The organism is Pseudomonas sp. NPDC089534 (genome assembly GCF_044749305.1).
Lineage (GTDB): Bacteria > Pseudomonadota > Gammaproteobacteria > Pseudomonadales > Pseudomonadaceae > Aquipseudomonas > Aquipseudomonas ekonensis.
On record NZ_JBIVHR010000004.1, the window covers coordinates 1 to 23,402 of the forward strand.

At 64.8% G+C, this 23,402-nt stretch carries 27 protein-coding genes; 13 read left to right on the forward strand and 14 right to left on the reverse strand.

The window, feature by feature from the left end; all coding sequences use genetic code 11:
- The first annotated feature begins 67 nt into the window (after positions 1–67).
- The 3 genes from ACIP0B_RS01900 to cysN all read left to right on the forward strand — a co-directional run bounded on the left by ACIP0B_RS01900 (position 68) and on the right by cysN (position 3,918).
- Complete coding sequence (locus tag ACIP0B_RS01900; RefSeq protein WP_400829358.1) at positions 68–826, forward strand: Nif3-like dinuclear metal center hexameric protein; 759 nt, start codon at positions 68–70, stop codon at positions 824–826.
- A 262-nt stretch (positions 827–1,088) separates the two neighbouring features.
- On the forward strand, positions 1,089–2,006 hold the full coding sequence (gene cysD, locus ACIP0B_RS01905) for a sulfate adenylyltransferase subunit CysD (protein ID WP_400829360.1): 918 nt from the start codon (positions 1,089–1,091) through the stop codon (positions 2,004–2,006).
- 13 nt (positions 2,007–2,019) lie between these two features.
- Complete coding sequence (cysN, locus tag ACIP0B_RS01910; protein WP_400829362.1) at positions 2,020–3,918, forward strand: sulfate adenylyltransferase subunit CysN; 1,899 nt, start codon at positions 2,020–2,022, stop codon at positions 3,916–3,918.
- Between the two features lie 237 nt (positions 3,919–4,155).
- On the opposite strand, the gene ACIP0B_RS01915 is transcribed toward cysN, so the two are convergent.
- From ACIP0B_RS01915 to ACIP0B_RS01925, 3 genes are read right to left on the reverse strand one after another with little or no spacing between them, the layout of a single operon-like run.
- Positions 4,156–5,061 (reverse strand): acyltransferase, encoded by a 906-nt coding sequence (locus ACIP0B_RS01915; protein ID WP_400829364.1) that lies wholly within the window; start codon positions 5,059–5,061, stop codon positions 4,156–4,158.
- A gap of 4 nt (positions 5,062–5,065) precedes the next feature.
- Complete coding sequence (pta, locus tag ACIP0B_RS01920) at positions 5,066–7,165, reverse strand: phosphate acetyltransferase (protein ID WP_400829366.1); 2,100 nt, start codon at positions 7,163–7,165, stop codon at positions 5,066–5,068.
- Positions 7,166–7,225: 60 nt separating this feature from the next.
- Positions 7,226–7,519, reverse strand: a complete 294-nt coding sequence (locus ACIP0B_RS01925; RefSeq protein ID WP_400829368.1) for a DUF3565 domain-containing protein — start codon at positions 7,517–7,519, stop codon at positions 7,226–7,228.
- A gap of 13 nt (positions 7,520–7,532) precedes the next feature.
- Between ACIP0B_RS01925 and ACIP0B_RS01930 the strand changes: the two genes are divergently transcribed.
- The 3 genes from ACIP0B_RS01930 to ACIP0B_RS01940 all read left to right on the forward strand — a co-directional run bounded on the left by ACIP0B_RS01930 (position 7,533) and on the right by ACIP0B_RS01940 (position 9,885).
- On the forward strand, positions 7,533–8,018 hold the full coding sequence (locus ACIP0B_RS01930) for a peptidylprolyl isomerase (RefSeq protein WP_400829370.1): 486 nt from the start codon (positions 7,533–7,535) through the stop codon (positions 8,016–8,018).
- 123 nt (positions 8,019–8,141) lie between these two features.
- On the forward strand, positions 8,142–8,624 hold the full coding sequence (locus ACIP0B_RS01935) for a glutathione peroxidase (RefSeq protein ID WP_400829372.1): 483 nt from the start codon (positions 8,142–8,144) through the stop codon (positions 8,622–8,624).
- Positions 8,625–8,781: 157 nt separating this feature from the next.
- Complete coding sequence (locus tag ACIP0B_RS01940; RefSeq protein ID WP_400829374.1) at positions 8,782–9,885, forward strand: NADH:flavin oxidoreductase; 1,104 nt, start codon at positions 8,782–8,784, stop codon at positions 9,883–9,885.
- A 119-nt stretch (positions 9,886–10,004) separates the two neighbouring features.
- Here ACIP0B_RS01940 and ACIP0B_RS01945 read toward each other — a convergent pair whose 3' ends face one another.
- Both ACIP0B_RS01945 and cysZ read right to left on the reverse strand, forming a co-directional pair.
- Positions 10,005–11,204: a glycosyltransferase family 4 protein gene (locus ACIP0B_RS01945; RefSeq protein WP_400829376.1), complete on the reverse strand. Its 1,200-nt coding sequence runs from the start codon at positions 11,202–11,204 to the stop codon at positions 10,005–10,007.
- Between the two features lie 51 nt (positions 11,205–11,255).
- A complete protein-coding gene (gene cysZ / locus ACIP0B_RS01950; protein WP_400829378.1) occupies positions 11,256–12,008 on the reverse strand; it encodes a sulfate transporter CysZ in 753 nt (250 codons plus the stop codon).
- A gap of 311 nt (positions 12,009–12,319) precedes the next feature.
- Between cysZ and trxB the strand changes: the two genes are divergently transcribed.
- Positions 12,320–13,282: a thioredoxin-disulfide reductase gene (gene trxB, locus ACIP0B_RS01955; RefSeq protein ID WP_400829380.1), complete on the forward strand. Its 963-nt coding sequence runs from the start codon at positions 12,320–12,322 to the stop codon at positions 13,280–13,282.
- Between the two features lie 171 nt (positions 13,283–13,453).
- Here trxB and ACIP0B_RS01960 read toward each other — a convergent pair whose 3' ends face one another.
- From ACIP0B_RS01960 to ACIP0B_RS01985, 6 genes are all read right to left on the reverse strand, one after another.
- Positions 13,454–13,792, reverse strand: coding sequence for a HopJ type III effector protein (locus ACIP0B_RS01960; RefSeq protein WP_400829382.1), 339 nt, complete (start codon positions 13,790–13,792; stop codon positions 13,454–13,456).
- Complete coding sequence (locus ACIP0B_RS01965; protein ID WP_400829384.1) at positions 13,785–14,081, reverse strand: DUF1244 domain-containing protein; 297 nt, start codon at positions 14,079–14,081, stop codon at positions 13,785–13,787. Before ACIP0B_RS01965 ends, ACIP0B_RS01960 begins: the two co-directional genes overlap by 8 nt.
- A 115-nt stretch (positions 14,082–14,196) precedes the next feature.
- Positions 14,197–14,568, reverse strand: coding sequence for a dihydroneopterin triphosphate 2'-epimerase (folX, locus tag ACIP0B_RS01970; protein ID WP_400829386.1), 372 nt, complete (start codon positions 14,566–14,568; stop codon positions 14,197–14,199).
- Complete coding sequence (gene folE / locus ACIP0B_RS01975; RefSeq protein WP_400829388.1) at positions 14,569–15,129, reverse strand: GTP cyclohydrolase I FolE; 561 nt, start codon at positions 15,127–15,129, stop codon at positions 14,569–14,571. It lies immediately after the preceding gene.
- Between the two features lie 21 nt (positions 15,130–15,150).
- The gene (folM, locus tag ACIP0B_RS01980) at positions 15,151–15,861 is read right to left on the reverse strand and encodes a dihydromonapterin reductase (RefSeq protein WP_400829390.1); all 711 of its coding nucleotides are present in this window, start codon (positions 15,859–15,861) and stop codon (positions 15,151–15,153) included.
- Positions 15,862–15,969: 108 nt separating this feature from the next.
- Complete coding sequence (locus ACIP0B_RS01985) at positions 15,970–16,539, reverse strand: antibiotic biosynthesis monooxygenase (protein WP_400829392.1); 570 nt, start codon at positions 16,537–16,539, stop codon at positions 15,970–15,972.
- A 223-nt stretch (positions 16,540–16,762) separates the two neighbouring features.
- On the opposite strand from ACIP0B_RS01985, the gene ACIP0B_RS01990 reads away from it, so the two are divergent.
- Positions 16,763–17,722: a MerR family transcriptional regulator gene (locus ACIP0B_RS01990; RefSeq protein WP_400829542.1), complete on the forward strand. Its 960-nt coding sequence runs from the start codon at positions 16,763–16,765 to the stop codon at positions 17,720–17,722.
- Positions 17,723–17,725: 3 nt separating this feature from the next.
- Here the strand turns inward: ACIP0B_RS01990 and ACIP0B_RS01995 are convergent, their stop codons facing one another.
- Complete coding sequence (locus tag ACIP0B_RS01995; protein WP_400829394.1) at positions 17,726–18,331, reverse strand: hypothetical protein; 606 nt, start codon at positions 18,329–18,331, stop codon at positions 17,726–17,728.
- 54 nt (positions 18,332–18,385) lie between these two features.
- Positions 18,386–18,862, reverse strand: a complete 477-nt coding sequence (locus tag ACIP0B_RS02000) for a PAS domain-containing protein (protein WP_400829396.1) — start codon at positions 18,860–18,862, stop codon at positions 18,386–18,388.
- A 153-nt stretch (positions 18,863–19,015) separates the two neighbouring features.
- Between ACIP0B_RS02000 and ACIP0B_RS02005 the strand changes: the two genes are divergently transcribed.
- Entirely contained in the window at positions 19,016–19,471 is a 456-nt protein-coding gene (locus ACIP0B_RS02005; protein ID WP_400829398.1) for a flavodoxin, read from the forward strand.
- On the opposite strand, the gene ACIP0B_RS02010 is transcribed toward ACIP0B_RS02005, so the two are convergent.
- The gene (locus ACIP0B_RS02010) at positions 19,461–20,348 is read right to left on the reverse strand and encodes a LysR family transcriptional regulator (protein ID WP_400829400.1); all 888 of its coding nucleotides are present in this window, start codon (positions 20,346–20,348) and stop codon (positions 19,461–19,463) included. The genes ACIP0B_RS02005 and ACIP0B_RS02010 overlap by 11 nt on opposite strands.
- 95 nt (positions 20,349–20,443) lie before the next feature.
- Between ACIP0B_RS02010 and ACIP0B_RS02015 the strand changes: the two genes are divergently transcribed.
- From ACIP0B_RS02015 to ACIP0B_RS02030, 4 genes are all read left to right on the forward strand, one after another.
- Positions 20,444–20,818, forward strand: coding sequence for a CidA/LrgA family protein (locus tag ACIP0B_RS02015; RefSeq protein WP_400829402.1), 375 nt, complete (start codon positions 20,444–20,446; stop codon positions 20,816–20,818).
- Entirely contained in the window at positions 20,808–21,494 is a 687-nt protein-coding gene (locus tag ACIP0B_RS02020; protein WP_400829404.1) for an LrgB family protein, read from the forward strand. Before ACIP0B_RS02015 ends, ACIP0B_RS02020 begins: the two co-directional genes overlap by 11 nt.
- Before the next feature lie 131 nt (positions 21,495–21,625).
- A complete protein-coding gene (locus tag ACIP0B_RS02025; protein WP_400829406.1) occupies positions 21,626–22,408 on the forward strand; it encodes a class II aldolase/adducin family protein in 783 nt (260 codons plus the stop codon).
- Positions 22,408–23,310, forward strand: coding sequence for an alpha/beta fold hydrolase (locus tag ACIP0B_RS02030; RefSeq protein WP_400829408.1), 903 nt, complete (start codon positions 22,408–22,410; stop codon positions 23,308–23,310). The genes ACIP0B_RS02025 and ACIP0B_RS02030 overlap by 1 nt, the downstream gene beginning before the upstream one ends.
- The last annotated feature ends 92 nt before the right edge of the window (positions 23,311–23,402 follow it).

The window sequence follows — 23,402 nt, forward strand, 5'->3', positions numbered from 1 at the left end:
CCTCACATAATGTCGCGCATTATACGTGGCCGCGAGCTCCTCTGAACGGGATATTTAGGAGTCTTTCATGGCCGTCGCCCTGAGCACCCTGGTCGAGGAAGCCGACCGTTACCTCGCCAGTTCGAAAATCGCCGACTACTGCCCCAACGGCCTGCAGGTCGAGGGCCGGCCGCAGGTGATGCGCATCGTCAGCGGCGTCACCGCCAGCCAGGCGCTGCTCGACGCCGCCGTCGAAGCCGAGGCGGACCTTGTGCTGGTGCACCACGGCTACTTCTGGAAGGGCGAGAACCCCTGCGTCACCGGCATGAAGCAGCGCCGACTCAAGACTTTGCTCAAGCACGACATCAGCCTTTTGGCCTACCACCTGCCGCTGGACCTGCATCCGGACGTCGGCAACAACGTGCAGTTGGCCCGTCAGCTGGACATCACCGTCGAGGGGCCGCTGGATCCGGACAACCTGAAGGTCGTCGGCCTGGTCGGCTCGCTCAACGAGGCTGTGACGCCAAGGGACTTCGCCCGGCGGGTGCAGGAGGCCATGGGCCGCGAGCCGCTGCTGGTCGAAGGCAGCGCGATGATCCGTCGGGTCGGCTGGTGCACCGGCGGCGGCCAGGGCTACATCGACCAGGCGATCGCCGCCGGTGTCGACCTGTTCCTCAGCGGCGAAGCCTCGGAGCAGACCTTCCACAGCGCCCGGGAGAACGGCATCAGCTTCATCGCCGCCGGCCACCACGCCACCGAGCGCTACGGCGTGCAGGCGCTGGGCGAGTACCTGGCCAAGCGGTTCGCCCTGGAGCACATCTTCATCGATTGCCCGAACCCCATCTGAAACCGGCGGGGCTTGCTGAGGGAGCGGGCTGCCTGACGCAACGGTGGCAGGCTCCCGCAATGTCATGCACTGCACGGAACCTGTGGGAGCCAGCCTGCTGGCGATAGCGTCGTTGAAGGCACCGCTCAGGCCGAACCGACGGGCATATTCATATGCCCTTTCGATCTAGTAGGCGTCCTGATTAGAAGCAGGGCGCTGTGCTAGGATTCGGCCCTCGAACACGGCCCGCTGGCCGTTCATAAGAAAGCTTTCGTGAGTAGCCATGGTCGACAAACTGACGCATCTGAAACAGCTGGAGGCGGAAAGCATCCACATCATCCGCGAGGTGGCCGCCGAGTTCGACAATCCGGTGATGCTGTACTCCATCGGCAAAGATTCCGCCGTGATGCTGCACCTGGCACGCAAGGCGTTCTTCCCTGGCAAGCTGCCGTTTCCGGTGATGCACGTCGACACCCAGTGGAAATTCCAGGAGATGTACAAGTTCCGCGACCGCATGGTCGAGGAAATGGGCCTGGACCTGATCACCCACGTCAACCCGGAAGGCGTGGCGCAGGGCATCAACCCGTTCACCCACGGCAGCGCCAAGCACACCGACATCATGAAGACCCAGGGCCTCAAGCAGGCGCTGGACAAGCACGGCTTCGACGCGGCCTTCGGCGGCGCCCGCCGCGATGAAGAGAAATCCCGCGCCAAGGAGCGCGTGTACTCGTTCCGCGACAGCAAGCACCGCTGGGACCCGAAGAACCAGCGCCCGGAGCTGTGGAACGTCTACAACGGCAAGGTCAACAAGGGCGAGTCGATCCGCGTGTTCCCGCTGTCGAACTGGACCGAGCTGGACATCTGGCAGTACATCTACCTCGAAGGCATCCCGATCGTGCCGCTGTATTTCGCCGCCGAGCGCGAAGTGATCGAGAAGAACGGCACGCTGATCATGATCGACGACGACCGTATCCTCGAACACCTGAGCGACGAAGAGAAGGCACGCATCGTCAAGAAGAAAGTGCGTTTCCGTACCCTTGGCTGCTACCCGTTGACGGGCGCGGTGGAGTCCGAGGCCGAAAGCCTGACGGACATCATTCAGGAAATGCTGCTGACGCGGACTTCCGAGCGCCAGGGCCGGGTCATCGACCACGATGGCGCAGGCTCGATGGAAGACAAGAAACGTCAGGGCTATTTCTAATTAGGGTCGAACCATGTCGCACCAATCCGATTTGATCAGCGAGGACATCCTCGCCTACCTGGGCCAGCACGAACGCAAAGAGCTGCTGCGCTTTCTGACCTGCGGCAACGTCGATGACGGCAAGAGCACCCTGATCGGGCGCCTGCTGCACGACTCCAAGATGATCTACGAAGATCACCTGGAAGCGATCACCCGCGACTCGAAGAAGGTCGGCACCACCGGTGACGACATCGACCTGGCGTTGCTGGTCGACGGCCTGCAGGCCGAGCGCGAGCAGGGCATCACCATCGATGTCGCCTACCGCTACTTCTCCACCGCCAAGCGCAAGTTCATCATCGCCGACACCCCGGGCCACGAGCAGTACACCCGCAACATGGCCACCGGCGCGTCCACCTGCGACCTGGCGATCATCCTGGTCGACGCCCGCTACGGCGTGCAGACCCAGACCCGCCGCCACAGCTTCATCGCGAACCTGTTGGGCATCAAGCACATCGTCGTCGCCGTCAACAAGATGGACCTGAAAGACTTCGACCAGGGCGTGTTCGAGTCGATCAAGGCCGACTACCTGCAGTTCGCCGAAGGCCTGAAGATGAAGCCGTCGAGCATGCACTTCGTGCCGATGTCCGCGCTCAAGGGCGACAACGTGGTGAACAAGTCCGAGCGTTCGCCGTGGTACACCGGCCAGTCGCTGATGGAAATCCTCGAGACCGTGGAAGTGGCGGGCGACCGCAACTTCACCGACCTGCGTTTCCCGGTGCAGTACGTCAACCGTCCGAACCTGAACTTCCGCGGTTTCGCCGGCACCCTGGCCAGCGGCATCGTCAAGAAGGGCGACGAGGTCGTGGTGCTGCCGTCGGGCAAGAGCAGCCGCGTCAAATCCATCGTCACCTTCGAGGGCGAGCTGGAGCATGCAGGCCCCGGCCAGGCCGTGACGTTGACCATGGAAGACGAGATCGACATCTCCCGCGGCGACCTGCTGGTGCATGCCGACAACGTGCCGCCGGTCACCGACAGCTTCGAGGCGATGCTGGTGTGGATGGCCGAAGAGCCGATGCTGCCGGGCAAGAAGTACGACATCAAGCGCGCCACCAGCTACGTGCCGGGCTCGATCGCCAGCATTGTCCACAAGGTGGACGTGAACACGCTGGAGGAAGGTTCGGCGAGCGCGCTGCAGCTCAATGAGATCGGCAAGGTGAAGATCGCCCTCGATGCGCCGATCGCCCTGGACGGTTACGACAGCAACCGCACCACCGGCGCGTTCATCGTCATCGACCGCTTGACCAACGGCACCGTCGGCGCCGGCATGATCGTCGCCCAGCCGGTGACCCACGGCACCGCCACGCACCACGGCAAGCTGGCCCATGTCGCGACCGAAGAGCGCGCCCAGCGCTTCGGCCAGCAACCGGCCACCGTGCTGTTCAGCGGCCTGTCCGGCGCGGGCAAGAGCACCTTGGCCTATGCGGTCGAGCGCAAGCTGTTCGACATGGGCCGTGCGGTGTTCGTGCTGGATGGCCAGAACCTGCGCCATGACCTGAACAAGGGCCTGCCGCAGGACCGTGCCGGCCGTACCGAGAACTGGCGCCGTGCCGCCCATGTGGCGCGTCAGTTCAACGAAGCCGGCCTGCTGACCCTGGCCGCGTTCGTCGCGCCGAGCGCCGAAGGGCGCGAGCAGGCGAAGGACCTGATCGGCAAGGAGCGTCTGTTGACGGTCTACGTCCAGGCATCGCCGGCCGTCTGCGCCGAGCGTGATCCGCAAGGTCTGTACGCGGCGGCCGGCGACAACATTCCGGGCGAGTCCTTCCCGTATGACGTGCCGCTGGATGCCGACCTGGTGGTCGATACCCAGTCCGTGTCGCTGGAAGAGGGCGTGAAGCTGGTGCTGGACCTGCTGCGCAACCGCGGCGCGATCTGAGCCTCGGCCTGAAACGCAAAGCCCGCCGATGAGCGATCATCGGCGGGCTTTTTGTTTGGGCTGTCCTGATCTCAAGATCCTGCGGGGCTTGGGCTGACGTCATCGCCAGCAGGCTGGCTCCCACATTGAATTGCGTCGGCCGCAGGCTCTGCATTCAACCGAATCCCCTGTGGGAGCCAGCCTGCTGGCGATGGTGCCGGCCAAGGCGCCGCAGGAGCGGGATCAACGCAACAGAGATCAGCGGCGCTCAGGAAACTCGCGGTTCATCTGTTCCAGCAGCGCATCCTTGTCCAGCCACATCTGATTGATCCAGCCCTGGAACTGCAGGCGGTACTCGCCGTCCTGGTCGTAGTTGCGGCCGACGAACTGCGGCGGCACCTTCAGTTCCTCGACATGCATCACCACCTCCTTCACGCGGCCGCAGAGCAGGTCGCCGAAGCCGGGGCGTCCGCCCGGATAGTGGAGGGTCACGTTGACGATCGACTCCAGCTGTTCCCCCATCGCATCCAGCACGAACGCGATGCCGCCGGCCTTGGGCTTGAGCAGGTGCCTGAACGGCGACTGCTGCTGGGCATGCTTGGCTGCGGTGAAGCGCGTGCCTTCGACGAAGTTGAAGATGCCCACCGGGTTGTCGCGGAATTTCGCGCAGGTCTTGCGGGTGGTTTCCAGATCCTTGCCTTTCTTCTCCGGATGCTTTTCCAGGTAGGCCTTGGAATAGCGCTTCATGAACGGAAAGCCCAGCGTCCACCAGGCCAGGCCGATCACCGGCACCCAGATCAGCTCCTGCTTGAGAAAGAACTTCAGCGGCTGGATGCGCCGGTTGAACACGTACTGCAGCGCCAGGATGTCGACCCAGCTCTGGTGGTTGCTGGTGATCAGGTACGAGTGCCGGTAGTCGAGGCCCTGCAGGCCGCTGACGTGCCAGCGGGTGCGGCAGACCAGGTTCATCCAGCCCTTGTTGAGGCTGATCCAGGCTTCGTGGGTGTGGCTCATGAGCCAGCGGGTCAGGCGTTGGGTGAAGGCGAACGGCAGCACCTTGAACAGCGCCACCACAAACAGGAACGAGCACAGGAGAATCGTGTTCAGCGCCAACAGCAGCGCGGCGATGACGCCGCGCAAGGGGGCGGGTAGAAAAGCCAGCATCGGGTCAGATATCCAGGGGTCGGTTGGCGGCTTGGATCGCGGTCAGGGCAATCGTGTAGACGATGTCGTCGACCTGGGCGCCGCGCGGCAGGTCGTTGACCGGTTTGCGCAGGCCTTGCAGCATCGGGCCGAGGCTGACGCAGTCGGCGCTGCGCTGCACGGCCTTGTGGGTGGTGTTGCCGGTGTTCAGGTCGGGGAACACGAACACCGTGGCGCGGCCGGCCACCTGGCTGTTCGGGGCCAGTTGCCGGGCCACGGCCTCGTTGGCGGCGGCGTCGTACTGCAACGGGCCGTCGATCAGCAGGGCGCGCTGCTGCTCGTGGGCGAGCAGGGTGGCTTCGCGCACCTTTTCGACTTCCTCGCCGCTGGCCGACTCGCCGCTGGAGTAGCTGATCATCGCCACCCGCGGCGTGATGCCGAAGGCCGCCGCCGAGTCGGCGCTCTGCAGGGCGATCTCCGCCAGCTCCGCCGCGCTCGGGTGCGGGTTCATCACGCAGTCGCCGTACACCAGCACCTCTTCGGGGAACAGCATGAAGAACACCGACGACACCAGGGTGCAGCCCGGCGCGGTCTTGATCAGTTGCAGGGCCGGGCGGATGGTGTTGGCGGTGGTGTTGATGACGCCCGACACCAGGCCGTCGACCTCGTCCAGCGCCAGCATCATGGTGCCGATGACCACGGTGTCTTCCAGTTGCTGCTCGGCCATCGGCGCATTGAGGCTTTTGCTCTTGCGCAGGGCCACCATCGGTTCGACGTAGCGTTCGCGGATCAGGTCCGGGTCGAGGACTTCCAGGCCCGGCGGCAGTTCGATGCCCTGGGCGCGGGCCACGGCCTCGACGTCGGCGGGCTTGGCCAGCAGGACGCAACGGGCGATGCCGCGCTCCTGGCAGATCGCGGCGGCCTGCACGGTGAGCGGCTCGCTGCCTTCGGGCAGGACGATGCGCTTGTTGGCCACCTGGGCCCGCTGGATCAGCTGGTAACGGAACACCGCCGGCGACAGGCGCATTTCCCGCGGCGTGCCGCAGCGCTGGTGCAGCCAGTTGGCGTCGAGGTGGCTGGCGACGAAGTCGGTGATGATCTCGGCGCGCTCGCGGTCGTCGACGGGGATTTCCTTGTTCAGGCCGTTGAGCAGGTTGGCGGTGTCGTAGGAGCCGGTGCTCACCGACAGCACCGGCAGGCCGGCCTGCAAGGCGCCGCGGCACAGCTCCATGATGCGCGGGTCGGGCAGGGTGTCGCTGGTCAGCAGCAGGCCGGCCAGGGGCACGCCGTTGATGGCCGCGAGGCTGACGGCGAGGATGATGTCGTCGCGGTCGCCGGGGGTCACCACCAGCACGCCGGGCTTGAGCAGGTCCACGGTGTTGCGCATGGTGCGCGCGCAGATGATGGTCTTGGTCATGCGCCGGGTTTCGTAGTCGCCGGCGTTGAGCACCTGGGCGCCCATCAGGTCGGCGACGTCGCGGGTGCGCGGGGCGTTGAGCTCCGGCTGGAACGGAATGCAGCCCAGCAGGCGGAAGTCGCCGCTGCGCAGCAACGGCGAATGTTCCTTCAGGCGTGCGGCGAAGGCGTCCATGCTTTCGTCGGTCTTGACCTTGTTGAGGATCACGCCGAGGACCTTCGGATCCTTCGGCCCGCCGAACAGCTGCGCCTGCAGTTCCACCCGGCCGGACAGCTCGGTCAGCACTTCGTTTTCCGGCGCCGAGACCAGGATCACCTCGGCGTCCAGGCTCTTGGCCAGGTGCAGGTTGACCCGGGCGGCGTAGCTGGCGCTGCGGGTCGGCACCATGCCTTCGACGACCAGCACGTCCTTGCCGACGGCGGCCTGCTGATAAAGGGTGATGATCTCTTCGAGCAGTTCGTCGAGCTGGCCGTCGCCCAGCATCCGCTCGACATGGGCCAGGCCCAGCGGCTGCGGCGGTTTCAGGCCGTGGGTGCGGGCCACCAGCTCCGTCGAGCGCTCAGGGCCGGTGTCGCCCGGATGCGGCTGGGCGATCGGTTTGAAGAAGCCGACCTTCAGGCCGGCCCGTTCCAGCGTGCGCACCAGCCCGAGGCTGATGGAGGTCAGACCCACACCGAAATCGGTGGGCGCGATAAAAAAAGTTTGCATGCGGATTCTCTAAGGGTGCATGGCAATGGCGATCGCCTGCTTTGGGCGATCTGCCTGAATTCAGTCGTCAAGGTTATCGCTAACCGAGCCCTGTGCGCACCAACCGCACGCAAAGGGCCGGCCTATTTTTTCAAGGCGTTGCGCCGGATCCAGCACCCACGCCCGCGACTGCCAGGGCGGTTGGTGGCGCAGGTGCTGGGTGTGGCCGCAGGACAGCTCGACGACCCAGTGGCCGTCCTCGTCCCGATGGAAGCCGGTGACCGTCGCCAGGGCCGGTTGTTCCCGTCTGTCCGGGTTGTGTTCGCTTTCGGGCAAATCCTTGTTTAGACTTGTCCGTTCTTCATTCTTATGCAAAAGGTCTCACTTCATGACGATCGCCGCCAACAAGGCTGTCTCCATCGACTATACCCTGACCAACGACGCTGGTGAGGTCATCGACAGCTCCGCCGGCGGCGCACCGCTGGTTTACCTGCATGGCGCAGGCAACATCATCCCGGGCCTGGAAAAAGCCCTGGAAGGCAAAGAGGTCGGCAACGAACTGGAAGTTTCCGTCGAGCCGGAAGACGCCTACGGCGAATACTCCGCCGAACTGGTCAGCACCCTGAGCGCCAGCATGTTCGAAGGCGTCGACAAGCTGGAAGTCGGCATGCAGTTCCACGCTTCGGCGCCGGACGGCCAGATGCAGATCGTGACCATCCGTGACATCGACGGCGACGACGTGACCGTCGACGGCAACCACCCGCTGGCCGGTCAGCGCCTGAACTTCAAGGTGAAGGTCGTTGCCATCCGCGACGCCAGCCAGGAAGAAGTCGCTCATGGCCACGTCCATGGCGAAGGTGGCCATCACCACTGATTTTCTGCGCTAAGCTTTCGAGTACTGGAGAGGCGCCCTGAGGGCGCCTTTTTAGTCTGCGGCTGTCCTTGGCGCGCTGCCAAGCGGCTGTTTCAAGGGGAACACGGGAATCTGGAGTCCGTCATGAGTGCTTTTCACGACCTTAAGTTGACAGCCCTGAATGGCCAGGAGCTACCGCTGGCGCCCTTCAAGGGCCAAGTCGTGCTGGTGGTCAACGTCGCCTCCAAATGCGGCTTGACGCCACAGTACGCAGCGCTGGAAAACCTCTATCAGCAGTACAAGGGCAAGGGCTTCAGCGTGCTGGGCCTGCCGTGCAACCAGTTTGCCGGTCAGGAACCGGGCTCCGAACAGGAGATCCAGGAGTTCTGCCGCCTGAACTACGGGGTCAGTTTCCCGTTGTCGAGCAAGCTTGAGGTCAACGGCCACGAACGGCATCAGCTCTACCGGCTGCTGGCGGGCGAGGGGGCCGAGTTTCCCGGTGACATCACCTGGAACTTCGAAAAGTTCCTGCTCGGCAAGGACGGCCGCGTGCTGGCCAGGTTCTCGCCGCGCACGGCGCCGGACGATCCGACCGTGATCGCCGCGATCGAAAAGGCGTTGAACTGAAACACGAAAATCGCAGCCATCGGACTGCGATTTTTTTTGCCTGCCTTTTGACCCTAAATCATTCAGATCAATAATGCTTTCATGTGGGTGGCGTCACGCATATTATCGCCGTCATATGGCCTCGTGCCTGTCGACAACGTTTTCGTGGAGCTTCCCGATGCCCGTCCAAGCCCTGTTCAAACCGTTCCAGTTAGGTGCCCTCGAACTGCCGACCCGCGTGGTCATGGCCCCCATGACCCGCTCGTTCTCTCCGGGCGGGGTGCCGAACAGCAAGGTCATCGAGTACTACCGTCGCCGTGCGGCGGCCGGTGTCGGCCTGATCATCACCGAAGGCACCACCGTGGGCCACCAGGCGTCCAACGGCTATCCGAACGTGCCGCACTTCTACGGCGAAGCGGCGCTGGCCGGCTGGAAGAAGGTCGTGGACGCGGTGCACGCCGAAGGCGGCAAGATCGTTCCGCAACTGTGGCACGTCGGCAACGTGCGGCGCCTGGGCACCGAGCCGGACGCCAGCGTGCCGGGCTATGGCCCGTCGGAAAAGCTCAAGGACGGCCAGGTCGTGGTGCACGGCATGAGCAAGCAGGACATCCAGGAGGTGATCGCCGCCTTCGCCCAGGCCGCCAAGGATGCGCAAAGCATCGGCATGGACGGCGTGGAGATCCATGGCGCCCACGGTTACCTGATCGACCAGTTCTTCTGGGAGGGCAGCAACCAGCGCACCGACGAGTACGGCGGCGACCTGGCCAACCGTTCGCGGTTCGCCATCGAGCTGATCCGTGCCGTGCGTGCGGCGGTCGGCGAAGGCTTTCCGATCATCTTCCGTTTCTCCCAGTGGAAGCAGCAGGACTACACCGCGCGCCTGGTGCAGACCCCCGAGGCGCTGGGCGAATTCCTCAAGCCGCTGGCCGATGCCGGCGTGGACATTTTCCACTGCTCGACCCGCCGTTTCTGGGAGCCGGAATTCGAAGGCTCCGACCTCAACCTGGCCGGCTGGACCCGCCAGTTGACCGGCAAGCCGACCATCACCGTCGGCAGCGTCGGCCTCGATGGCGAGTTCCTGCAGTTCATGGTCAACACCGACAAGGTCGCCCAGCCCGCCAGCCTGGAGAAACTGCTGGAGCGCCTGAACAACGACGAGTTCGATCTGGTGGCGGTGGGCCGTGCGCTGCTGGTGGATCCGGATTGGGCGCAGAAAGTCCGCGAAGGCCGCGAGCAGGAGATTCTGCCGTTCAGCCGCGAGGCGTTGATGACGCTGGTGTAAGCGGCGTCTTCACTGGCGCCATCGCCGGCAGGCTGGCTCCCGCAGGTGTCAAACCCATGTGGGGGCGGGCTTGCTCCGGGCGGCGATCCGACGACGGGGTCGGCCCGTTCGCCGAAGGATCAAGGCAATGTCTGCGCATTCGGCAGCGCCTGCTCTCCCGAGCAGGCTCCGCGCAGATGCCCCTCAAACTGTTCGATCACCGTCGCCCAGCCCTGACGGCTGGCATGCTGGCGCGCATTCAGGCGCACGGAGCGCAGGGTTTCCTGCCCTTCCAGCAACCATGCCGCCGCCTCGCAGAACGCCTCCTCGTCGCCCGGCATCGCCAGCACGCCGTTGTAGCCATGGCGGATGTGCTGCGCCGCCGCTGCCTGATCGTAGGCCACCACGCCCAAGCCTGAGGCCAAGGCTTCGAGCACCACGTTGCCGAAGGTTTCGGTGAGGCTGGGGAACAGGAAAATGTCTCCCGACGCATAGTGCGCCGCCAACGCTTCGCCGCGTTGCGGGCCGCAAAAGATCGCGTCGGGCAGCTGCTTTTCCAGCGCGGTGCGCAGCGGTCCGTCACCGACCACGATCAGCTTCGCATGGCGTTGTGGATAAGTGCTGCGCAGCCGTTCGAAGCTGCGCCCAAGCAAACCGAGGTTTTTCTCCGCCGCCAGCCGACCTACATAGATCACCGCGATGTCCTGCTCGCCCAGGCCCCACTGTGCACGCAAGGCTTCCAGGCGTTTGGCCGGGTGGAACAACTGGCTGTCCACACCCCGTGACAGCAGGGCCAACCGGTCGAAATGCCGGCGCTCCAGCTCCAGGCGCTGACTGACGCTGGGCACCAGGGTGAGCGCGGAGCGATTGTGAAACCAGCGCAGGTAATGGGTGAGCAGGCGTGCGAGCAGGCTCAGGCCGTACTGGTGGGTGTACTGCTGGAAATTGGTGTGGAAACCGCTGACCACCGCGATCCCGAGGCGCCGCGCCGCACGCAGCGCCGACAGCCCCAGCGGGCCTTCGGTGGCGATGTACAGCACGTCCGGCCGCTCACGCTTCCAGCGGCGCAGCAGCTTGTGCATCGACGACTGGCCCCATTGCAGTCCGGGATAGCCCGGCAGCGGCCAGCCCCGGCACAGCAGCACCCCGTCGTCTTCGTTGCGCTGGGGATCGCCGCCCTGGCGCGGACGCACCAGTTCCACCCGGTGCCCGCGCGCGCGCAGGCCGTCGCACAGGCGACCGAGGGTATTGGCCACTCCGTTGATTTCGGGAGGGTAGGTTTCGCTGATCAGGGTGATGCGCAGAGCTGTCGTCATGGCCTCAGTGTCGGCTGAGGCCATGTCGTCAGTGTGACGTCAGGATGATGGATTTGTGACCGGCCCAGGCCTGCGTCAAGCGGTTGCGGCCAGACGCTCGGCGCCGCGTTCGCGCACCCAGAACAACGTCGCGCCGGCCACGGCCGCCGGCATCATCAGGATGTTCACCAGCGGGATCATCAGCGCCAGGTAGACGACCCCGCCGAAGCTCATGCTCTGCCAGCGCTTCTGCCGCAGCCAGGCGAGCATCTCGTTCCAGCCCAGCTTGTGGTTGTCCGCCGGGTAGTCGATGTACTGGATCGCCATCATCCACACCCCGAACAGCAGCCACAGCGGCGCGGCGACGATGTTCACCACCGGGATGAACGAAAGGATGAACAGCCCGATCGCCCGGGGCAGGAAGTAGCCGAGCTTGCGCATCTCGCGGGCCAGGGTGCGCGGCACCATGGCGATCAGCTCGCCCCAGCTGAAGGCCGGGAAGTCGTCGGTGCCGCGCACCACCACTTCGACCTTTTCCGCCAGGAAGCCGTTGAACGGCGCCGCGATGACGTTGGCCAGCATCGTGAAGGTGAAGAACACCATCAAGGCCACCAGCACCACGAAGAGGGGCCACAGGATGTAGCTGAGAAAGCCCAGCCAGTCGGGCAGCGACGGCATCAGGGCATCGACCCACAGGCTGAACTGATGGCCGGCCAGGTAGATCAATCCGACGAACAGCACCAGGTTGATCGCCAGCGGCAACAGCACGAACAGGCGCAGGCCGGGGCTGAGGACCAGTTTCAGGCCTTCGCGCAGGTATTGCGGTCCGGACAGGACAGGGGCGGGCATAGCGGGCTCCGAGCAAGGGAAAACGCGCCGACCTTACCGGCTTTGCCCAGCAGGCGAAAGCGCGGCGGCGGGATCGACATTCACTGTAACAAAGACGTCCGGCTCGTCAGCGTGTCCGCATAGAGGCCACCTATGAGCTGGATTGTTAAACCGTATTTCCTTAATCTTGCCCCCCTCGATACGCTGCACCCAACTTTTTGCAGGACTGTCGAGCCAATGCCTTCCCCAAGGTTATCCACAGTCCTTTTTTATTCCCGCCGGCAGTCCGGCGTCCGCGCCAGTGGTTCTGGCCGGTCAACAGGAGCAGGTCCATGTCTGAAGTCCGTCATTCGCGAGTGATCATCCTCGGTTCCGGCCCTGCCGGTTACAGCGCTGCGGTGTACGCGGCCCGCGCCAACCTCAAGCCGCTGCTGATCACCGGCATGCAGGCCGGCGGTCAACTGACCACCACCACCGAAGTGGACAACTGGCCGGGCGACGTCCACGGCCTGACCGGTCCCGTGCTGATGGAGCGCATGCGCGAGCACGCCGAACGCTTCGAGACCGAGATCGTGTTCGACCACATCAACGCCGTGGACTTCGCTTCCAAGCCCTACAGCCTGACCGGCGACAGCGGCACCTACACCTGCGACGCGCTGATCATCGCCACCGGCGCCAGCGCCCGCTACCTGGGCCTGCCGTCGGAAGAGACCTTCATGGGCAAAGGCGTTTCCGCCTGCGCGACCTGCGACGGTTTCTTCTACCGCAACAAGCCGGTCGCCGTGGTCGGCGGCGGCAACACCGCCGTCGAAGAGGCGCTGTACCTGGCCAACATCGCCAGCAAGGTCACCCTGATCCACCGCCGCGAGACCTTCCGCGCCGAGAAGATCCTGATCGACAAGCTGCACGCCCGTGTCGCCGAAGGCAAGATCGAGCTGAAACTGAACGCGACCCTGGACGAAGTGCTGGGCGACAACATGGGCGTGACCGGCGCCCGCCTGAAGAACAACGACGGCAGCTTCGACGAAGTGAAGGTCGACGGCGTGTTCATCGCCATCGGCCACACCCCGAACACCTCGCTGTTCGAAGGCCAGCTGGAGCTGAAGGACGGTTACCTGGTGGTGCAGGGCGGCCGTGACGGCAACGCCACCGCGACCAGCGTCGAAGGCGTCTTCGCCGCCGGCGACGTGGCCGACCACGTTTACCGCCAGGCCATCACCTCGGCCGGCGCCGGCTGCATGGCGGCCCTGGACACCGAGCGTTACCTGGACGGTCTGCAGAACGCAGCGCACTAATACCGCAGAAACGAAAAAACCGGCCTTGGCCGGTTTTTTTGTGCCCGCGATTGCTTGGGCGACGCGATCCCAATGTGGCGGATCCTGCTGCCTTGATCCTGCTCTGCGGCGTCTTGACCGACGCCATCGCCAGCAGGCTGGCTCCCACAGGATTAGCGTCGGTGTCGGGACTCAGCGGCGGGTCAGGGGCTGGGCTTCGAACTTCACGCCGGCCAGGCCGTGCTTGATCAGCGCACGGATGTTGCCGTGGTCGCTGCCGTCCGGAGTGGCGACCACCGAGCGGTAATGCTCGCCGAACGCCAGCAGCGCCTCTTCATCGCTCAAGCCTTCCAGCAGCGCCAGGCCGAGGGTCTTGCAGGAGCCTTCATTCTGCCCGGCCGCGTTTTCCACGCCGCCGTTGTTGAAGGCCTGCTGGCGATAGTCGTAGCCGGCGGCGATGAACGCCAGGGTGTCGGCGAAGGCGTGTTCGCCGCTCTTGAGGCTGGCGCGCAGGGTGTTCAGGTCACTCATTGGGTTTTCCTTTGGCGAACGCCGCCTGTTGTTCGGCGTTGGCTTCTTGCTGGTATTGGGCTTTCCAGTCGGCGTAAGGCATGCCGTAAACCACTTCGCGGGCGTCGTCGAGGCTGACCTCGATCTGACGCTCGTCGGCGGCGGCCTTGTACCACTTGGACAGGCAGTTGCGGCAGAACCCGGCGAGGTTCATCAGGTCGATGTTCTGCACGTCCTTGCGGCTGTCCAGATGGGCGACCAGCCGGCGGAAGGCGGCGGCTTCGAGTTCGAGGCGTTGTTGCTCGGTCATGGAAGTCTCTTCGAGACAGCTGAGAGCGGCAAGCTCCAAGCTGCAGGATTCTGAATTGTAGGGGGCCCTTAGCTTACCGCTTGAAGCTTGAAGCTTGAAGCTTGAAGCTTGAAGCTTAGCGGCTTGCCGCGAGCGTAATCGACACCGACTCGGCGAACCGCAGCGCATGGGGCTTGTCGACCTCGACCTCGGCGTACTGCACTGCCTTGTTGGCCATCACCAGGTCGAGCAGCTCCTGGGTCAGGCGTTCGAGCAGGGCGAAGCGGTTGCCTTCCACGTGGGCGATGATGGCCTTGGTGATGGTGCGGTAGTTGAGCGCGTGATCGATGTCGTTGTCGCGCACCGCTTCCTGCGCGGCGTACAGGATGGTCAGGTTGATCAGCACATCCTGCTTGTTGAGGATCTCGTCCTCGTTGATCCCGATGAAAGTGCGCAGGCGCAGATCCTTGACCCGGATGCGCGCCGTTCCCGGCTGAAGTTGTGGCATTTATCTGCTCCGTCCAATCAATTGCAGGAACTCCTGGCGGGTGTTGCTCGAGTCGCGGAAGGCGCCGAGCATGACCGAGGTGTTCATGGTCGAATTCTGTTTCTCGACACCGCGCATCATCATGCACATGTGTCGGGCCTCGATGACCACCGCGACGCCGGCGGCTGCGGTGACCTGTTCGATGGCGTCGGCGATCTGCCGGGTGAGGTTCTCCTGGATCTGCAGGCGGCGGGCGAACATGTTCACCAGCCGCGCGACCTTCGACAGCCCCAGCACCTTGCCTGTCGGAATATAAGCCACATGGGCCTTGCCGATGAAGGGCAACAGGTGATGCTCGCACAGCGAGTACAGCTCGATGTCGGCGACGATGATCATTTCGTCGGTGTCGGAGTCGAACAGCGCACCGTTGACGATGTCCTCGACGCTTTGCCCGTAGCCGTGACACAGGTACTGCATGGCCTTGGCCGCGCGCTCGGGGGTGTCGAGCAGCCCCTCGCGGTCGGGATCCTCGCCGATGCCGACGAGGATTTCGCGGTAATGGCCGGGCAGGGAAGGCGTCATGGTGGATCCTCGCGCAGGCGCTTATTTGACGTGCCGCCCGCCGTTGACGGTCAGGGTGGTGCCGGTGACGTAAGGGTTGTCGAACAGATAGCGCAGGCTCTGGTAGACCACCTCGCAGCCGGGCTCGATGCCCAGCGCGGACTTGGCCAGTGCCTTGGCGCGGTACGCCGCGTCGTCGTCCGGGTTGAACAATAGCAGGGCCGGCGCGATGCCGTTGACCTTGATGGCCGGGGCATAGCGCGCGGCGAAGGACAGGGTCAGGCTGTCGAGGCCGGCCTTGGTGGCGCAGTAGCCGATGTGTTTGCTGCTGCCCCTGCGGGTCACGTCGTCGCTGATGTGGACAATGTCGGCCGGGCTGGAGCGCCGCAGCAGGTCGGCGCAGTGCAGGTTGATCAGGTACGGCGCGAGCATGTGCACGCCGAACATCCGGGTGAAGTCCTGGCCTTGGCTGGCATCGCTTTCCTCCAGCCATTCGGAGGCGTTGTGCACGATGGCCCGTAGGCTATCGGTGCGGGTCTTGAGGTCGGCGATGAAGCCCAGGATGGAGGCTTCGCTGGAGAAGTCCGCCTGCAGGCCGATGGCGCCCAGGTCGCGCAGCGCCTGCACGCCGGGGCGTTCGCTGCGGTAGGTGAACAGGACGCGGTGGCCGTCTTCGAGCAGGCGCTTCGCGCAATGCAGGCCGACACGCTGGCCGGCGCCGGTGATGAGGATCGGGGCGGAGGTGGCGGTCATGGGCGGCTCGCGTCGGATCGGAAGCAAAAACTATAACAGCGACGCGGTCGCAGACCTATCGCACAGCCCTGCCGGAGCGGGAAAGCCGCTGCGGCAGGGCGGCGGGCGTCACGGGTTTTGCGTGGAGGGTTGCGCGGACGCCCGGCGCGCCGGCGTTGCGTTCAGCCAGTTGGCGAGCAGCCTTGTCGAGAGCGGAATGAAGAAGTAGACCATCAAGGGCGTCAGGCACAGCGTGCTGACGAACACCCGCGGCAGCAGGCTCATGTCGGCGAGCAACGGGCCCAGCACGAAATTGAACAGCAGCGACACCGGAAAGAACGCCAGCCAGATCGCCACCGCTTGCTTCCAGCGCGGCGGCCGTTGCCCGGCGGCGCCGAACCAGCCTTCGATGCCGCTGACCCGGTGTTCCTTCGGATGGGCGAACAGGTCGCTGCCGCGGGCAAGCCAAGCGGTTCGCGAGGCGGAATGCTCCCAGGCGTGCAGCGTCTGTTCGTCGACGAAGCGGAAGATGATCTGAAATTCGTTGTCGTCGGGCGGCGGGGCGAGCACGCCGGAACCCAGGTAGCCGGGAAAGTCGGTGGCCAGTTGTTCGCCTTCGCGCAGCCAGGCGATCAAGTCCTGATAACGGCCTTCGGCGACGCGGCGGGCCACCATCAGCGTGACGGGGGATGCAGACATTTTGTATCTCCGTATTGCAAATGCGTCGCTCCGGATAGGAGCCACGCCTGAACGCGGCGCCGGGGTGATGGGCCGCGTTTTTCGACAAGCAAGGATTATTCCGGATTTCCTCGTTGAAAACAGCGACATTCGTCGCTGTTCATGGCTTGAACCGCCACAGGGCATCAGGAGTAGAATGCGAGCAGATCCTGTCGCCAACGCCAACAAGGATGTGCGTCCGCCAATGCCTGTCATCAACGAGCTTCGCCTTGCATCGCAGGCCTCTGACGCGCTCGAGCGCGAAGAGCTGTTTCCCATACGCGAAGTGGCTCGGCTGACCGGCGTCAACCCGGTCACGCTGCGGGCGTGGGAGCGACGCTACGGCTTGATCCAGCCGACGCGCACCGAAAGCGGGCACCGCCTGTACTCCGTGACCGATATCGAGCGCGTGCGCAGCATCGTCGACTGGATCGACCGCGGCGTGTCGGTGAGCAAGGTCGGCAAGATCCTGGCCAGGACCGAGCCGAGAAAGGCCTTGGCCCACATCATCCCCGACGAACTGGTTCAGACCGATTACCTCCAGTGGCAAGAACAGGTGCGCCGGGCGGTCAGCTCGTTCGACGATCAGGAATTGGATCGCGTCTACGGCCAGATTTTCTCTTCCTATGCGTTGCCCGTGGTGTTCCAGGACATCCTGATGCCGCTGTGGCTGCAGATGCTGCAGCGTCAGGAGGCGTTCGGGCAGACCAGCGAATGGCTGTTCCTCGACGGTTTCCTGCGGGCCCGTGTGCTGCAGCGCGTCGTCATGCTGCGCGGATCGCAGCCGCGCAAGGTGATCGTCAGCGCCCTGTCCGGCCAGTGCCGCGAACTTGAGCTGCTGGTGGCTGCGCTGTTCCTCAGCGAGAGCGATGCGGGGGTGCGGGTGCTGACCACGGGGCAACCGTTCGATGAACTGACCCTGGTCTGCGAAAAGATCAAGCCTCAGGCGCTGGTGCTGTTCTCCAACCATGCGCCGTCGCCGGAGCTGCCGCGGCGCCTCAACCGCCTGGCCTTGAGCCTGGATTGCCAACTGATGCTGGCCGGCGACGCGGCGGATCTTGCGCAGGAGAGCCTGGCGGGGTCGTCCATCGGTTGCCTGGGCAACGAGGGCGCGACCATGCGTCAGCGGATGGTGAGGTTCCTGGCGGGGAACCTGGATACCTGAAACTCAGGTGTGCAGGGCGGGGTGCGACAGGCGATGCTGTTGCAGGATGAACTGGCGCAGGCGCTCGGTTTCGTCGGCGTCGCTCTGGTTCAGCGCGTAGGCGTAGAAGCCTTGCTCGGTTTCCCGTTCGAAGGTGCCGCGCAGCGAGATCCGCTCATAGCCCGACGGGCTGAACCACAGGGCGAAGTGCTTCGGCGGTTTGGTCTTGTTGCGCACTTCCAGCAGGACGCCCTTGTGCGAAACCTCGTGCACCCAGAGCATGCCCGGCTGCCCCTTGGCGTTCTCCAGCGCCACCGGCTCTTCGAGAACCAGTCGCCACGGCCGCACCATCGGGCCGTCCTCGTAGATGCTCGGCACGCCCAGGCGCAGATGCAGGGCGTGGAACTCATCCTCGACCAGGTGCAGCGGGAACGTCATCTGCTGGTTTTCGAAGCTGGCCTGAATGGTGACCTGCTCATGGGCCGCCAGGCGCGTGAGCAGGTCGCGGATCTGTGAACCGCCGTTGACCATGAGACTCGACGTCGCATCCCGCACGTTCAGTTGCGGGTTGTGTTGCATGGTCTGGATGAAATCCAGCTCATCCTGGGTCAGGAGGGCGTCGCGTTGCATGGCTAGCTCGAAATAAATAATTACAAAGTCATTGGTGATTGTAGTTAATGACCATTAGTTCGCCGCTTTGTTTGAACCGTTCGTCGCTTTCAGGGCGGCCAGTTCCGCTTCCAGCGCCGCCACCTGGGCTTCGAGCTGGATCACCCGCTGCTGCGCCTTGACCTGAACGGTCACATCCTTCTGCACACCCACGAAATACGTCTGTCCGTCTTCGGCGCCTTTCACGGTCGACAGGGACAGCTCGTTGTAGAACGGCGTGCCGTCCTTGCGGTAGTTGCGCAGGATCTCGCGGCACGATCCGCCCTCTTGCAGCGCATTGCGGATCAGCGCCAGGTTGTCCTGGTCGCGGTCGCCGGACTGCAGGAAGCGGCAGTCCTGATAGAGGATCTCTTCGCTGGTGTAGCCGGTCAGGCGCTCGAAGGCCGGGTTCACGTAAATCAGGATGTTGTCCTGTTCACCTTCGCGTTCGGCCACCACGATCCCGTCGTTCGACGCGTTGATCACCATTTGCAGCAGGTTGGCATTGATCATTGTTGAATCCTTTCAGGGTTGTCGACCGCTGGCATTCTAGAAGATCGCCGGACGCTGTCTACTGGCCAGTAGCGCTTGTTGAGAGCCGATCGCAGCGTTGCGCGTCCGGCTGTTACTATCGCCGCTCATTTTTTCAGTTTCGGGATCAGATTGATGAAAGTCGCCATTCTCTCCGGCTCGGTCTACGGCACCGCCGAAGAAGTCGCCCGCCATGCCCAGAGCCTCATGAAGGCGGCGGGGCTGGAAACCTTCTACAACCCGCGCGCGAACCTGGCCGACCTCCAGGCGTTCGGCCCTGAAGCGTTCCTGGCCGTGACCTCGACCACCGGCATGGGCGAACTGCCGGACAACCTGCAGCCCCTGCATTCGACGCTGCGCGATCAATTGCCGGCGGCCTGGCGCGGCCTCCCCGGCGCGGTGATCGCCCTGGGCGACGCCAGCTACGGCGAGACCTTCTGCGGCGGCGGCGAGCAGATGCGCGAACTGTTCGCCGAGCTGGGCCTGCGGGAAGTGCAGGACATGCTGCGTCTGGACGCCAGCGAAAGCGTCACCCCGGAAACCGATGCCGAGCCATGGCTTGCCGGGCTGATCGCCGCGCTCAAGGGCTGACCGCCCGCTCGCGCAGCAGCGCCAGCCAGGCCTGCGCCGCTTTCGACAGGTAGGCGCCGCTGCGCCAGATGAACGCGATGTCCCAGCGCAGGGTGTCCGGCGCCCTCAAGGTCAGGCGCACCACGCCCGGACGCTCCAGGGCGCGGGCCACCACGCTGGGCAGCAGCACCACGCCCTGTCCGGCGGCGACCAGCGCAGCGAGAAAGTCCGCCTGACCGCTGCGTCCGCCTTCCTTCGGGGTGAAGCCCAGTTGCTGGCAGGCCTGAAGCAGGCGGTCGTTGAGCACGAAGCTGCGCTGATACAGAAGGAACGGCGTGTCCGCCAGTTCCTCCAGGCCGATGTCTCCCTTGCCGGCCAGCGGATGATCCACCGGCAGCAAGGCATCCAGCGGTTCGTCGCAGAACGGTTGGAAGTCGAACTGCGGGTCTTTCGGCAGCAGGCTGCCCCCCAGTTCCAGTTCGCCGCTGAGCACCGCCTGCTCGACATGGCGGCTGCCGCCCTCCAGCAAGTGAATGGCGATGTTCGGATAGCGCCGCCGGTACTCGGCGAACAGCCCGGCGAACAACGCGTCGCTGCCCAGCAGGGGCAGGCCCAGGCGCAGTTCGCCGCGGGCCAGTTGGCTCAGGTCGTCCAGTTCGCTGAGCAACTCGTTGCGCAGGCGCAGCATGCCTTCGGCCCGTTGCAGCACCACGCTGCCGGCGGCGGTCAGGCGCAACTGCGAGCCGAGGCGTTCGAGCAGCGGCGTGCCCAGGCTCTGTTCCAGTTGCGCAACTTGCTTGCTCACGGCGGACTGACTGATGTGCAACGTCTTGGCGGCCTGGGTGAACCCGCCCTGATGCATGACTTCGACGAAACTGCGCAGCTGTTTGAATTCCATGGCCTGATTCCGGATTGGAATGGCTGTGAGTCTAACAATTCGCTTCGGGGATGGCAGGCCGCTTCGTAAAATGGCCGCTTATGAGGAGCGAAACCATGATCAAGCGTCTTTCCCGTCTGTTGGCTGAACTGGCCGTGCTGCTGGGCCTGTATCTGCTCGGCTGCCGGTTCGCCGAGTGGCTGGCCTGGCCGATTCCCGGCGGGGTGATCGGCATGGCGCTGCTGCTGCTGGCGTTCGCGTCCGGCCGGGTCAAGCCGGCGGCGTTGCAGTTGGGCGCCGGGCTGCTGATGGCCGAGATGCTGCTGTTCTTCATTCCCGCGCTGATGAGCCTGCTGGATCACGGCGCCTTGCTGCGCGATGACGGCTGGCGGATCGCGCTGGTGATCGGCGCCAGCACATTGATGGTGATGCTGGTGACGGCGTTCACCGTGGAGCTGGCCGTGCGCCTGAGGCGTTCCCATGACGTATGAACCGATGCCGTTGTTCTGGCTGGCCTTCACGCTGCTCGCGTACCTGTTCAGCCGCTGGCTGTACCGGCGCACCGGGCGCTATGTGCTGTCGCCCCTGATCCTGGTGCCGGCGCTGCTGCTGGCCCTCGCGGTGCCGCTGCACACCGCCTATGCCGAGTATTCGAGCGACACCCGCTGGCTGATGCAGGTGCTGGGTCCTGTCACCGTCGCGTTCGCGGTGCCGATCTGGCAGCAGCGGCGCCTGCTGATGCGGCATTGGCCGGCCCTGTTGCTGGGCATGCTGGCGGGCAGCGCGGCGTCGGTCGCGACGTCGTTCGGGCTGGCCCGGGCGCTGGCGCTGGACAGCTCGGTGACGCTGTCGCTGGTGCCGCGCTCGATCACCACGCCGTTCGCCATGCCGCTGGCGCAGGACCTGGGCGGCGTGCCGGAACTGACGGCGGTGTTCGTGATGTTCACCGGCGTGTTCGGCGCCCTGCTGGGCGGCGTGCTGCTCAAGTGGCTGCCGCTGCGCAGTGCCTTGGCGCGCGGTGCGCTGTTCGGGGTCGGGGCCCATGGCGCGGGTGTCAGCCGGGCCCATGAAGTGGGCGGCGAGGAAGGCTCGGTGGCCGGGCTGGTGATGGTGCTGACCGGGCTGCTCAATCTGTTCGCCGCCCCTTTGCTGGCGTCGGTGCTTTGACATGGATCCAAGGCCCTGGCCTTTCTGACCCGCTCAGTCATCAAGCTGGCTACCAATGCAACTACACGATCTTCGGTGGCTGACTAGACTGCTGTCACGTGCAGAACAATAAGAACGCAGAGGTGCATACAGTGAGCGTAGCCCCCGTCCCGTCGTCCCAGAATGTCAAAGACCAGGTCAGTGCCGCGGAGTGGCAGACCCGCGTCGATCTCGCCGCCTGTTACCGTCTGGTCGCCCTGCATGGCTGGGATGACCTGATCTTCACCCACATCTCCGCCAAGGTGCCCGGCACCGAAGATTTCCTGATCAACCCGTTCGGTCTGATGTTCCACGAGATCACCGCGTCGAGCCTGGTGAAGGTCGACCTGGCCGGCCGCAAACTCATGGACAGCCCCTACGAGATCAATCCCGCCGGCTACACCATCCACAGCGCCGTGCACGAAGTGAGGCACGACGTGGCCTGCGTGCTGCACACCCACACCGCGTCCGGCGTGGCGGTGTCGGCGCAGCGCCAAGGGGTGCTGCCGATCAGCCAGCAGTCGCTGTTCGTGCTGTCGAGCCTGGGGTATCACGCCTACGAGGGCGTGGCGCTGAACCACGAGGAAAAGGCGCGGCTGCAGGCCGACCTGGGCGACAGCGGTTTCCTGATGCTGCACAACCACGGCCTGCTGACCTGCGGCGGCACCATCGCCGACACCTTCCTGATGATGTTCACCTTCCAGCGCGCCTGCGACATCCAGGTGATGGCCCAGGCCGGCGGCGCCGAGCTGATCCCCATCGAACCGCAGATCCTGGCCGGTGCCCGGGCGATGATCGCCGGCGTCACCAAGAGCGCCCAGGGCATGGGCGGCGCGCTGGCCTGGCCGGCGCTGCTGCGCAAACTCGATCAACAAGACGCGGGATACCGACTCTGATGCCTCTGACCGAGATTCCGCTGAGCGTCTGGCGCAAGCGCAGCCGCACGTTTGTCTTCCGTGGCCAGCCGATCCGTTACTGGACGTGCGGACAGGGCGAGCCGCTGCTGCTGATCCATGGCTTCCCGACCGCCAGCTGGGACTGGCATTACCTCTGGCAGCCGCTGGCCCAGCGCTACCGGGTGATCGCCTGCGACATGCTCGGTTTCGGCGATTCGGCCAAGCCCTTGAACCACACCTACAGCCTGCTGGAGCAGGCCGACCTGCAACAGGCGTTGCTCGCGCACCTGAAGGTCGAACAGCCGCTTCACCTGTTGGCCCACGATTACGGCGACAGCGTTGCCCAGGAACTGCTCGCCCGGCACGGCGACGGCCTGATCGAGGTGGCCAGTTGCGTGTTCCTCAACGGCGGGCTGTTCCCGGAAACCCACCGTCCGGTGCTGATGCAAAAGCTGCTGCTCAGCCCGTTGGGCTGGATGATCGGCCGTGCGTTCAGCCGCGAAGGCCTGGCGAAAAGCTTCCGGCAGATCTTCGGTCCGCAGAGCCGTCCCAGCGAAAGCGAGCTGGATGACTTCTGGAGCCTGATCGAGAGCAACCACGGGCCGCGGATCATGCACAAGCTGATCGGCTACATCCCCGAGCGGCGGGTGCAGCGCGACCGTTGGGTCGCGGCCATGCAGCGCGGCGACATCCCGCTGCGGGTGATCGACGGCGAAACCGATCCGATCTCCGGCGGGCACATGGTCGAGCGCTACCGCCAGCTCATTCCGGATGCGGACGCGGTGCTGCTGCCGGGCATCGGCCATTACCCCCAGACCGAAGCGCCGGCGCAGGTGCTCAAGCATTACCTGGAGTTCCGCGATCACCTCGTGCAGCCGCCGCTCAAGGCGGCGTGTTCCTGAAGCCTGTGCGCAGGGGGGCTGCCCCTGTGCAGGCTTTCATCATCCCCCAGCCTTATCGCCCACCATTCAGCTCCAGCCGTGTTCGTTGTGAC